Annotated in this window: 12 protein-coding genes and 2 pseudogenes; 11 read left to right on the forward strand and 3 right to left on the reverse strand. The window is 41.4% G+C overall.

The features are described 5' to 3' along the window. From ASU35_RS19970 to ASU35_RS19985, 7 genes and pseudogenes are all read left to right on the forward strand, one after another. Positions 1-1,011: MarR family transcriptional regulator (locus ASU35_RS19970; protein WP_058351215.1), on the forward strand; the 1,011-nt coding region annotated here is incomplete at its 5' end. A 421-nt stretch (positions 1,012-1,432) separates the two neighbouring features. Further along, positions 1,433-1,918: a C-GCAxxG-C-C family protein gene (locus ASU35_RS00305; protein ID WP_058351216.1), complete on the forward strand. Its 486-nt coding sequence runs from the start codon at positions 1,433-1,435 to the stop codon at positions 1,916-1,918. 100 nt (positions 1,919-2,018) lie between these two features. Continuing rightward, a pseudogene (locus ASU35_RS19975) lies at positions 2,019-2,186 on the forward strand (biotin transporter BioY); the annotation flags it as partial. A gap of 35 nt (positions 2,187-2,221) precedes the next feature. After that, on the forward strand, positions 2,222-3,160 hold the full coding sequence (gene bioB / locus ASU35_RS00310; RefSeq protein WP_058351217.1) for a biotin synthase BioB: 939 nt from the start codon (positions 2,222-2,224) through the stop codon (positions 3,158-3,160). Further along, on the forward strand, positions 3,153-3,848 hold the full coding sequence (gene bioD, locus ASU35_RS00315) for a dethiobiotin synthase (protein ID WP_058351218.1): 696 nt from the start codon (positions 3,153-3,155) through the stop codon (positions 3,846-3,848). Before bioB ends, bioD begins: the two co-directional genes overlap by 8 nt. Further along, positions 3,845-4,153 (forward strand): aminotransferase class III-fold pyridoxal phosphate-dependent enzyme, encoded by a 309-nt coding sequence (locus tag ASU35_RS19980; RefSeq protein WP_242861166.1) that lies wholly within the window; start codon positions 3,845-3,847, stop codon positions 4,151-4,153. The genes bioD and ASU35_RS19980 overlap by 4 nt, the downstream gene beginning before the upstream one ends. Positions 4,154-4,238: 85 nt before the next feature. Beyond that, positions 4,239-4,777: pseudogene (locus ASU35_RS19985) on the forward strand (aminotransferase class III-fold pyridoxal phosphate-dependent enzyme). A 50-nt stretch (positions 4,778-4,827) separates the two neighbouring features. Here the strand turns inward: ASU35_RS19985 and pdxT are convergent. Together pdxT and pdxS are read right to left on the reverse strand one after the other, a co-directional pair. Further along, a complete protein-coding gene (gene pdxT / locus ASU35_RS00325) occupies positions 4,828-5,391 on the reverse strand; it encodes a pyridoxal 5'-phosphate synthase glutaminase subunit PdxT (protein WP_058351129.1) in 564 nt (187 codons plus the stop codon). 1 nt (position 5,392) lies between these two features. Continuing rightward, positions 5,393-6,268 carry a pyridoxal 5'-phosphate synthase lyase subunit PdxS gene (pdxS, locus tag ASU35_RS00330; RefSeq protein ID WP_058351130.1) on the reverse strand — a complete coding sequence of 292 codons (876 nt, stop codon included), beginning with the start codon at positions 6,266-6,268 and terminating at the stop codon, positions 5,393-5,395. A 69-nt stretch (positions 6,269-6,337) separates the two neighbouring features. Between pdxS and pdxR the strand changes: the two genes are divergently transcribed. Genes pdxR through ASU35_RS00345 form a run of 3 tightly spaced genes read left to right on the forward strand, consistent with a single transcriptional unit; the run spans position 6,338 to position 9,359 of the window. Then, positions 6,338-7,474, forward strand: a complete 1,137-nt coding sequence (gene pdxR / locus ASU35_RS00335) for a MocR-like pyridoxine biosynthesis transcription factor PdxR (protein WP_242861167.1) — start codon at positions 6,338-6,340, stop codon at positions 7,472-7,474. Next, positions 7,471-7,809, forward strand: a complete 339-nt coding sequence (locus ASU35_RS00340; protein ID WP_058351132.1) for a cupin domain-containing protein — start codon at positions 7,471-7,473, stop codon at positions 7,807-7,809. Before pdxR ends, ASU35_RS00340 begins: the two co-directional genes overlap by 4 nt. Positions 7,810-7,820: 11 nt before the next feature. Then, complete coding sequence (locus ASU35_RS00345) at positions 7,821-9,359, forward strand: methyl-accepting chemotaxis protein (RefSeq protein WP_058351133.1); 1,539 nt, start codon at positions 7,821-7,823, stop codon at positions 9,357-9,359. 52 nt (positions 9,360-9,411) lie between these two features. On the opposite strand, the gene ASU35_RS00350 is transcribed toward ASU35_RS00345, so the two are convergent. Continuing rightward, on the reverse strand, positions 9,412-10,884 hold the full coding sequence (locus ASU35_RS00350) for a DUF1846 domain-containing protein (protein ID WP_058351134.1): 1,473 nt from the start codon (positions 10,882-10,884) through the stop codon (positions 9,412-9,414). A 188-nt stretch (positions 10,885-11,072) separates the two neighbouring features. On the opposite strand from ASU35_RS00350, the gene ASU35_RS00355 reads away from it, so the two are divergent. Then, positions 11,073-12,086: a polysaccharide deacetylase family protein gene (locus ASU35_RS00355; RefSeq protein ID WP_058351135.1), complete on the forward strand. Its 1,014-nt coding sequence runs from the start codon at positions 11,073-11,075 to the stop codon at positions 12,084-12,086. Positions 12,087-12,088 lie beyond the last annotated feature (2 nt).

Raw genomic sequence — 12,088 nt, forward strand, 5'->3', positions numbered from 1 at the left:
CAATTCTATATGAATGGACACAACCTCCTTGCCCACAAGCTAAAGAAAAAAGATATCTCTTACCATATGCATGACAACGCTTTCCTTGAAATCGCTGATGTTGAGACTGCACAGAAGCTCTCCGACAGGATCAATCCGGAAGACCTGCACAAAGTCCTTGATGTCCTTGCCAGACGCTACTGTCCTGTGGCTGACAGCCTTGGTCTCAGTTACACCTGGACGGTTCAGCAGATCGAGTGTGCAACCGATATCATGTTCAAACATCCGGATGACCTGGCACCCCTTTATGATGAGATTGTCAGGACAGCAATCTTTACAGTAAAGCCGGATAACATTGCCACTTTTCTGGGACAGCACATTACCTATAACTGTAAGAAAGAAGTCGGAACCAACTATAACCAGAGGATTCTCGGGACGAGGATCAAACACCATATGGGTGATGTATCAATCAAAATGTATGATAAGTTCGGCTGTGTCTTACGGATAGAAAGCACCTGTAATGATATCGGAACTTTCCGGGTAAAACGGCAGGTAGATCACCGGGACGGCAGTTCTACGGAACAGAAAGCCCCGTTGAAAAAGAGCATTTATAGCCTTTACCAGCTATTCACGATTATGAAAGCAGCCAACTACCGGTATCTGGAATTCATCTCATCGTTTGATGACCACAGTAATGGAAACAGAAATCTGAGAAAAGTTACCAGTCCTGTTATGGAAAGTGAACGTTCTTACCGTGGCTTCAATTTCTTTGCAGAACGTGATCTCCAGGTACTGGAGGCAATCAGCCGGGGTGAATACATGAGCTTTGGTATGCAGGGAAAAGACATTCGCCAGTATCTGGGCGATATCAGTTCGTCTGCCATGTCCAGAATATTCAAGCGGCTTCGTCTCCATGGAATCATTGAGCGGGTAAAAGGAACTTACAAATACTTTCCGACAGCTTACGGCAAAGAAGTTATTGCTGCTGGTCTTACAATCAGAAATCTTGTGCTTATACCAGCATTGGCATAAGTGTTTTTTCTACGCAAAAATTTTGCCATTTTGCGCTAAAAATCATTTATAATTGGCCTAATTCCCAAAGTTTCCTGTGGATAACAATTAGTGAGAACCCCCAAAAATTTCAGCACTTTTACAACAACTTTTTTATTTAATTCAGCTGGTAGGCTGAACTGTTACATTTTTTCAACATTTTCTCGTTCTGGAAGTGGTAATATTTAATTTTGGCAAGTGGCAAACTCGGGACGAAAGGATAGAAAAGAGTGGAGGTAAATACATAGGACATATAGAAAAAAACTATAAATATAAAAATTATATAAAAAATAACGATAGGAAAATAGCTCTTTGAGCATAGAAAACTCCGGATTTCTGTGTTATACTGGCAAAGTAATTATAAATTGTGCAGAAAAGAATGCTTGGAAAAGAGGGAGTTAAAGTGAATATTAAACAAGAGATAAGTGTAGCGAAGGTAGGTAAAGATGCAGAGGCTTATTTCAGAGACGGCTATTTTTGCTGTGAGGCAGTTATGGCAGCAGTCCGGGACAACTTTGAGCTGGATGTGCCAAAGGAGGTCATTGCCATGGCTTCCGGTATGGCTGTAGGAGCAGGACGTTCCGGCTGTATGTGCGGTGCCGTAAATGGCGGTATTCTGGCATTAGGCATGTTTTTTGGAAGAACGGAGCAAAATGGTCCGAAGGATCCTAAGGTTGTAAAATGTATGGAGCTTGTCAAAGAACTACATAGCTGGTTCAGGGAAGTAAACGGAAAAAATTCTGTCTGTTGTCGTATATTGACGAAAGAGTTTGATATGGGTAAGGGCGAGCACAAAGAGCAGTGTATTTACTTTACCGGTCTTTGTGCCGGCAAGGTGGCTGAGATTGTAGTTCGTGAGCTTGGATTAAAAAATCTGGATGAAGCATAGAGGATAGACAGGATGAAAGAGAGAATTTTAACTGGATAGAGTATATAAAAGAGAGCTGATTGTCAACTTGAATAAATATATAGTTGACAATCAGCTTTGGCTATATTATTATTTGATTAGTAGATTTTATCTGGGAAATCCAATTGGGTTATGGCCGTTGTTTTTATATTGCTTTATTTTAGCAGTTCCAGGAGACATTCTTTTGTGTATTATCGGAGCAATTCTTGGGAAAAGATTGATAGCATTAATTAACGGAGGAAGGTTGTAGAAATATTGGACATTGAAAGCTTAGGAAATGGGGTTATGCAGGGGAAACAAATTACCCTGGAGGAAGCTGTTTGGTTATATCAGCAGCCACTAGAAAAATTGTGCAGAAAGGCAGATGAAATCCGGGCACACTTTTGTTCTAATAGATTTGATATTTGCACGATTATCAATGGGAAAAGCGGTCGCTGTTCTGAAAACTGCCGTTTTTGTGCCCAGTCAATTCATAATCACACGAATGCGGAAGAATATCCATTGCTTCCGACAGAAGAGATTGTGATAAAGGCGAAAAAAAATGATGAGCAAGGAGTTCTTCGATATTCTATTGTTACCTCCGGAAAAAGGCTATCTGATAAGGAGATAAATCAGATGTGTGGTGCGGTGCAACAGATACGAGAGAAAACAGGTATTGCAGTCTGTATTTCTTTTGGTCTTCTAAATGAAGAACAGTATCGCAAATTGAGAGCGGCTGGAGTAACACGAGTTCATAATAATTTGGAAACTTCTCGAAAGAATTTTTCTAATATATGTACTACCCATACCTTTGAGGATAAGATAAATGCAATTAAAGCCGCACAGGCTGCCGGATTGTCTGTGTGTAGTGGTGGTATTATGGGACTTGGGGAAACACCAGAGGATCGTATTGACATGGCCTTTACTTTACGAGAACTGAGAATTAAAAGTGTGCCTGTTAATATGTTAAATCCGATTCCTGGCACTCCCTTTGAAAACAACAAAAGGATGACATCAGAGGATATGTGTCGAATTGTGGCAATATATCGTTTTATTCTGCCAGATGCCTCAATTCGTCTTGCCGGAGGACGGGGACTGCTGGCAGATAAAGGTAAAAGCTGTTTTCAGTCTGGAGCAAATGCAGCTATTTCCGGTGACATGCTTACTACAGCAGGAATTACAGTAGAAACAGATATGAAGCTATTAAGAGGGCTGGGATATGAAGTGGGGTATGGAAATGAGTAAGAATTTGTTTATTACGGGAACAGGGACGGATATTGGAAAAACTTATATATCTGGCTTGATACTAAAAAAGCTAAAGGAAAATGGAGCTTCTGCAGCTTATTACAAGGCTGCTATGAGTGGTAATGGGCGAAGAAGTGACGGTAGTCTGGAACCAGGGGATGCTGTTTATGTGTCAAAGATATATGGGATTAGCCAGCCTGTAGAAGAAATGTGTCCTTATATTTATGAAAATGAAGTTTCTCCTCACTTAGCATCCAGAATGGAAGGAAATCCGGTGCAGCTGGAGGTAGTATTAGATGGATTTCGGAAGGCCTGTAAAAGCTACGAATATGTTACAATAGAGGGGTCGGGAGGCATTCTCTGTCCCATTTGTTTTGATAAAACAAAGATATGGCTTTCGGATGTAATTAAGGCCTGTAATGTGGGATGCTTGCTTGTAGCAGTTGCTGGACTTGGTACTATTAATGGTGTGGGACTGACTGCGTTTTATATGAAAGAGCATGATATTCCTCTGAAGGGAATTATTTTCAATCATTTTCAACCGCAGGATGCGATGCAGCAGGACAATTTAAAAATGTGTGAATATTTGACTGGTGTAAAGGTGGTTGCCTGTGTCCAGGAGGGAGCTACAGATCTGGATATATCGGTAGATTTGTTAAAGTCGTTGTATGAGGAGGGAGAAGAGTGATTTGGTATCCATATGAACAAATGAAAACAATGAAAGCCCCTTATAAAATTGTAAATGCAGAGGGGGTCTATTTGTATACGGAGGAACAGAAACTAATAGATTCAGTATCTTCTTGGTGGAGTGTTATTCATGGCTATAAACATCCAGAATTAAATCAGGCACTTATTTCACAGGTGGAAAAATTTTCTCATGTGATGTTAGGTGGTTTGACCCATGAACCAGTACAGAAACTGTCAGAAAGGCTGCAAAACTTTCTTCCAGGTGATTTGAATTATTCCTTTTGTTTTGAAAGCATACGGCTCTAGCAAATACGTAGTACATATTCCTACGGAGGTAGAGGCACTGGAACAGGCTTTTGAAAAATATCATGACCGATTAAATTGCTTTATTGTGGAACCGTTGCTTCAGGGAGCGGGAGGAATGAGAATGTACGATGTTTCTTTTCTGAAGCGTGCCAGAGAACTTTGTGACCAGTATGGAGTGTTGCTGATTTTTGACGAGGTAGCAACTGGTTTTGGACGTACTGGCAACCGATTTGTGGCAGATTTGGTTCTGCCAGATATTCTGGTACTTGGAAAGGCACTGACTGGAGGGTACATTGGGCATGTAGTGTAGCATTAAAATCGATTGAGATTTTTGAGAGCCAGGGTTATATGGAAAAAATTCAAAGAATAGAGGAAGTTACCCATCGGGAAATGGAAGGATTTTCTGATTCAAGAATAAAAGAAGTTAGAATAATGGGTGGCTGCATCTGTGTGGAAGTAAAGGATGCTGATACATTGAAAGGGTATCAGCAATTCGCTTATGAACGGGGAGTGTTTAGCAGGCCTTTTTTGAAATACCTATATGCCATGGTTCCATATGTGATTACGGAGGAAGAGCTGGTCAAGGTATTGGATACAATGAAGTTATGGTTTAAGCAGAGATAAAATTAAGGGAGCATCGCAGGGAAGATGCTCCCTTCTTAGAAGGAACTAAATCATTTCCGTATTATGTCAAGAAAATAATTATGTATCCTCAGGTCATTGTTAAGCTCTGGATGAAAGGCTGCTACAAGCTGATTTTTCTGTCGTGCGGCAACAATTTTTCCGTCGACCTCGGCTAAAATATCAACATCTGGACCTGCTGATTTTATATACGGAGCCCGTATAAAGGTCATAGGAACTTCTCCGATTCCCTGAAAATGGCTGTTGGTATAAAAGCTCCCCAGCTGCCGGCCGTAGGCATTCCTTACTGCCAGGATATCCATAGTTCCCAGATGTGGATCCTCCTCTGCTATGTTTTTTGCCAGCAAAATCAGTCCGGCGCAGGTTCCGAAAACAGGAAGCCCTTGCTCAATGCCATGCTTTATCTCGTCAAGCATATTAAGCTCTCTCAAAAGCTTTCCCTGAACGGTGCTTTCGCCGCCAGGAAGGATTAATCCGTCAAAGGATTTTCTCAAATCAGACTTTTGTCTGATTTCAAAAGAGGAAACACCAAGCTCGGAGAGCAGCTTCTCATGTTCAATAAAAGCTCCCTGTACAGCTAAAACTCCAATTGTCAAATTATTTCCCCCTTTCCGCCATAAGAAGCTCGATTTCCTGCTCATTAATGCCTACCATTGCTTCTCCAAGATCCTCGGAAAGCTCTGCAAGCATTTTAGCATCGTTAAAGTTTGAAACAGCCTTCACAATAGCCGCTGCACGTTTTTCTGGATTACCAGACTTAAATATTCCAGAGCCAACGAACACGCCCTCTGCTCCCAGCTGCATCATGAGAGCGGCATCCGCAGGAGTTGCAACACCACCAGCGGCAAAATTAACGACAGGAAGTTTTTTGTGATCATGTACATATAAAACCAAATCGTATGGTACCTGTAGCTGCTTTGCTGCATCATAAAGCTCATCTGTACGCATGGAGGCTAGTCGGCAGATTTCTGCCTGCATCAGCCGCATATGGCGGACTGCCTGGACTATATCACCTGTGCCTGGCTCACCTTTAGTTCGTATCATGGAAGCACCCTCATTAATTCGTCTAAGGGCTTCGCCCAGATCCTTTGCACCGCAGACAAAGGGAACCTGAAAGGCTGTTTTATCAATGTGGTATTTGTCATCAGCAGGGGATAATACCTCACTTTCATCTATGTAATCAATTTCGATGGCTTGTAATATCTGTGCTTCAGCAAAATGACCAATTCTGCACTTTGCCATAACAGGTATACTTACAGCCTCCTGTATTCCCTTAATCATTTTAGGGTCACTCATTCTGGATACACCACCGGCAGCCCTGATATCAGCAGGAATTCTTTCAAGAGCCATAACGGCACAGGCCCCGGCACTTTCGGCAATTTTAGCCTGCTCTGGTGTGGTGACATCCATGATAACGCCTCCTTTCAGCATCTGTGCCAGATTTTTGTTTAATTCAAAGCGTTCATTTTTCATATTCAAATTCTCCTTTACATCTTTATATAAAACTATTATAATATGAGGTGATAGTATTGCAATTATCAGATGAGGAGATTTTTATATAACCAGATGAAATATTCTATAGATGCAAGCTCTGCCCAGAGTGCTTATATGCAGCTGTATCTTCAGCTAAGACATGATATTACAAATTCCTTATACAAGTATGGTGACAGACTGCCATCAAAACGCTTTCTGGCGGCAGAAACGATGACAAGCGTAGTGACTGTAGAGCATGCCTATAATATCCTGTGTGATGAGGGATATATTGAAGCAAGAGAACGCAGCGGATATTATGTTACCTATAAGAAAAGGGACTTCTTTCCTGTGCTTGAGGCTGAGGAAAAGGAAGTACAGATAACACCCAGTCATTATAACCGGGATGAGAGCTTTCCGTTTTCTGTTTTTGCCAGAACGATGAGAAATGTACTCTCTAAATATGGAGAGCAGATATTGATAAAGCCACCTAACTTAGGCAGTCATGAGCTGCAGCGTGCCATTTCCGATTATCTTGCCAGAAGCAAGGGAATTAAGGTTATGCCTCATCAGATTGTAATAGGCTCAGGAGCAGAGTATCTATATAGCTTGCTTGTCCAGCTTTTAGGGCGTGACAGAATCTATGCCCTTGAAAATCCGTCCTATGATAAGATATATTCTGTATATACGGCAAACGGCATTGAATGCGATATGCTGAAAATGGGAAAGGATGGAATTCTCACTGCGGAATTGAATAAAACAAGGGCATCAGTTCTTCATGTTACACCCTTTAAAAGCTTTCCGAGTGGTGTGACAGCAAGTGCTTCCAAAAGAAATGAATACATCGAATGGGCTGCAAAACGGGATGGAATTATAATAGAGGACGACTTTGGCTCTGAATTTACGGTATCGACGAAGCATGAGGATACGGTTTTTTCCTTGGAGCCCCTGCACAGTGTGATTTATATAAATACATTTTCCAAAACGATAGCACCATCCATGCGAATCGGCTACATGGTGCTGCCAAGTGAGCTGGTAGAGGTGTTTTTAAGTAAAATAGGTTTCTATTCCTGTACGGTGCCTGCCTTTGAACAGTATGTTCTTGCTGAATTTATCAATAACGGAGATTTTGAAAGACATATAAACCGGGTCAGAAGAAGGCGGCGACAGGAAGAAATAAATAAAGGAAAACAGGAGGTAAAGCTATGATACTCAATTATAATGAAATGGAAGAAAAGGTGCTGGAGCATTTTGTTGGTGGAGAAAAGGAGCTTTATGCAAAGATGTTTGTGGATAATCACAATAAAATTTTAAAGGGAAGGCTTAAGCCGGGAGCGACAATTGGGTTACATACCCACGATACCAGCAGTGAGATTATTTATATTCTGGAGGGCTGTGGAAAGGTGCTTTATGATGGCAGCTATGAAAGGGTGGAGGCAGGAGTCTGCCATTACTGTCCAAAGGGACATGCCCATAGCCTGATAAATGATAGTGATGCTGAGCTTGTATTTTTTGCAGTCGTGCCACTCACAGATAGAGGATAGGAGATATTTTTATGTTAACTACTATTTTAAGCGTGGTATTTTTTGTTACATCGCTTTTTTTGTTGCTGGTGTTGCTTGCCTACATCAGAACATCAAAAAGATTTCAGGATGGAATGGAGCATATTGCAGAGGGAGACTTGACCAAGAAAATCAAGGGAACTAAAGCCCCGGGAATTAATAAAGTGGTACATTTTTGCAATGTATTTATTAGCAATGTTCGTATGCTGATTGGAAAATCTAGCGAAATCTGCGATAAGATTCTTAACTACTGCGAGGATTTAAATAGAAAGATGTACAATATCGAGCAGAATGTAAAGGATAATGTAACTGCAATCCAGACGATTTCCAGGCACATGGACAGTCAGCAGGAGCAGATGATTGTAGTTAAGGATGACATGGAAGAAATTGTCGGTCAGCAGGAGGATGTCGTACATAATGCAAATACGCTGGAGCAGTTTGCCGTGGATATGAAAAATTCCATCAAGGAAAGCAACGTTATGTTTGATAACCTGATGGAAAAGATACAGAGTTCCTTTGAACTGGAGGAAAGGCTGGCAGGAAAGCTTCAGGAATTAAATGCCAGAGCTGAGGAAATCAGGGTGATTTCCGATACGGTAAAGGATATCAGCGAGACAACGAATCTGCTTTCCCTAAATGCTTCTATTGAGGCTGCCAGAGCAGGAGAAGCAGGAAGAGGCTTTGCCGTTGTTGCAGAAGAGATTCGTAAGCTGGCTGAAATGAGTGCTGTACAGGCAGAGGAGATTCAGCGGATTACAAATAAGGTAGAAAATGGTATTTCTGAAGTGTCAGATACGATGGAAACCAACCTTGAGGTAATGCGGGATTCTTATGAATATGCGAAAAATACCAGCGAAAAGTTTGTAGGCATGGAAGGTAATAGCAAACAGACCTTAACAGCGATTGAAAATATTACAGCCGCGATTGACCAGCAGGAGAAAAAGCTGAAAAATATTGAGGCAGCGATTAATTCAATTTCTGATTTTGTAATCAATACAACAGAAGAAGTAAGAGATTCTGCACAGCGTTCCCGGCAGCAGCTGGAGGTTATCAGTGAAATGGCTGGTAATATCAAGGAGCTTGGCTCTATGAATAAGGATATGGCAGGGACGGTTTCTTCTTTTGCAAAGAATTTTGTATTGGATGATAAGACACGGCAGTATATTAAAAGTGCCGTTGATATTCTGACTAAAATTGCAGCGGAAAGCTCAATTATGTCTCTGGAGGAAGAACGTTGTAATGTAACCCTTCGGGAATACATTCATCACTATCCTATCTTCTGCCTTTTGACAGTTATGGATGACAAGGGTGATACGATAGGGATTACTCTGGATGAAGGACCAAGAGAAGAGCTATATGCAAATTTTGCTCACAGACCGTATTTTAAGGAGTCGATTCAAGGACATAATTATCAGTCAGAGCCATATATTTCTATCGATACGAACGAGTACTGTATTGCACTTTCTGTACCAATTCGTATGAATGGAAGGATTATCGGTATTGTAATGGCAGATTTATCCTTAGAACAGTAAATATATATAATAGAAAGTCCGTTGGTTTAAACAAAAACCAGCGGACTTTTTTCTACTTTTCTTTTTCTTCATTTTTTGGTTCACAGGTCAGGTGGACACCCAGCTTCTTAAAGGTTCTTTCATCTACAGAGGAAAGAAGAACACTGGAATGAACCTCGCAGCCCCTGAGCTTTGGAAGCTGCTCTAAGGCCAGCTTTGCAGCATCGTTTGAAGCAGCACTGGCGGAAAGGGCAATCAGAATCTCATCTGTATGAAGACGTGGGTTCTGGCTTCCCAGATAGGAGGTCTTTAAAATCTGGATTGGTTCAATGGCCTGGGGTGATACCAGATGGGTATCGTGGTCAATGCCTGCAATCGCTTTTATTGCATTTAAAAGGGCAGCAGCAGAGGCTCCTAAAAGGTCAGAGGTCTTTCCTGTGATAAGACGTCCATCTGGCAGCTCAATCGCAGCTGCGGGATGCCCTGTAGCCGCTTCCCGCTCCATAGCCGCTTTTACTACGCCTCGGTCTTCTATGGTGACATTGGCCTGGTTCATTAGAAGCTCAAGCTTTAAAAGAACCTGACGGGAGCTTAAGCCCCGTTTGATATCACACAGGCACTGGTAATAACGCCGGATAATTTCCTGTCGGGAAGCCTCCCGGCAGGCCTCGTCATCAATAATACAGTTTCCTGCCATATTGACTCCCATATCTGTAGGAGATTTGTATGGACTTTTGCCAAGAATTTTCTCAAACATGGCATTGAGCACAGGAAAAATTTCAACATCACGGTTATAATTTACCGTAGTTTTTCCATAGGCCTCCAGATGGAAGGGGTCAATCATATTGACATCATTTAAATCGGCAGTTGCGGCCTCGTAAGCAAGGTTGACCGGATGCTTTAGTGGAAGATTCCAGATTGGAAAGGTCTCAAATTTGGCATAGCCGGCCTTGACACCGCGTTTATGCTCGTGATACAGCTGTGACAGGCAGGTTGCCATTTTCCCGCTGCCCGGGCCTGGTGCTGTGATGACAACCAGAGGGCGGCTTGTTTCGATATAGTCATTTTTACCATAGCCTTCATCGCTTACAATGTGAGCAATATTGCTTGGATAGCCCTCGATATTGTAATGAAGATAGGAACGGATGCCTAGGTTGGTAAGACGGGTACGGAACTGGTCTGCAGCCGACTGTCCGGTATATTTTGTAATTACGACACTGCCTACCATAAGTCCCATGCCTTCAAAGGCATTTATCAGACGCAGTACATCCTGGTCATAGGTGATGCCTAAGTCGCCGCGGATCTTGTTTTTTTCCATATCTTCAGCACTGATGACAATAACGATTTCGGCCTGGTCCTTAAGCTGTAAAAGCATTTTTAGCTTACTGTCCGGTGCAAAGCCGGGAAGTACACGGGAAGCGTGATAATCGTCAAAAAGCTTGCCGCCAAATTCCAGATAGAGCTTGTTATCAAAGGCGGCAATTCGTTCTTTTATATGCTCTGACTGCATTTGCAGGTATTTTTTGTTATCAAAACCAATTTTCATGATGAAACCAGCCTTTCCTCCAGAAATATTCAAAATAAATATAGCATGGAAATAGAAAAAGAACAACCGTAAAAAAGAAAAATAAAAACATAAAATAAAAATTTTTTAAAATTTCCAATATTTTTATTTGGAAAATGAGGTTAAGTGTGATAGAATAGAGTTGTATGATTATGTAAAGGAATGATAAAATGACTGTAAATGCTACTTACTGTCATAATAGTAAGGAAGAACACAGGAGAAAAAGAGTTAAAAGGATAAAGCATGTGATTATAGCGGCTGTTTTTCTTCTGCTTATTATACCAACGGTTTGCTGCTTTATGATGCTTATAAAGGTGAACAGGCTGGAAAAACAGGTGGAAGCTTTGGTGGAGATGCATGATAAGGAGTATCAGGCCTATCTGAAGGAACGTAAAGAGACCCAGACAAAGGAAGGCTCACAGGTTATTTATGCTGCTGAGGTAGAGGATGAAGCCACTATGGCAGATGTGTCAGAGGCAGAGGAGCCTGTTTTGGAAGAATCTACAGAAGAAGTGCTTACACCAGAGGAGCTGTTAGAGCAGAGTACGGAAAAGAAAAAGGTATATCTTACTTTTGATGACGGCCCAAGCCGGTATTCAGATGAACTTTTGGATATATTGAAGGAATATGGTGTAAAGGCAACCTTTTTTGTGATAGGAAGAACTGACAGAGAATCAAAAAGGATTTATAAAAGAATTGTTGATGAAGGACACACACTGGCAATGCATACTTATACTCATAAGTACGAACAGATTTATAAGAATCTGGACAGCTTTAAAAAGGATGTAGAGAAGCTGAGTGATCTTTTATATAAGACAACCGGAGTTCGGCCGAAATACTATCGTTTCCCGGGTGGGAGCAGTAATCAGGTCAGCAAGGTTTCTATTAAAAAATGTATTTCTTATCTAAACCAGAAGGGAATTACCTATTTTGACTGGAATGTAGTAAATGGAGATGCAACAGGTAAGAATTATACAGAAAAGCAGATGGTTACTACCGTTATGGAAGGGGTTCACAAGAACAATAATTCTATTGTACTGATGCATGATACCGTATCAAGGGATACAACGGTGAAATCACTTCCAACGCTGATTAAAAAGCTAAAAAAAGAAGGCTATGTGATTTTGCCGATCAGTGATTATACCAATCCGATTCAGCATATAAAGGCAGATAGCGTCAAATAGAA

Source organism: Acetivibrio ethanolgignens (genome assembly GCF_001461035.1).
GTDB lineage: Bacteria > Bacillota > Clostridia > Lachnospirales > Lachnospiraceae > Velocimicrobium > Velocimicrobium ethanolgignens.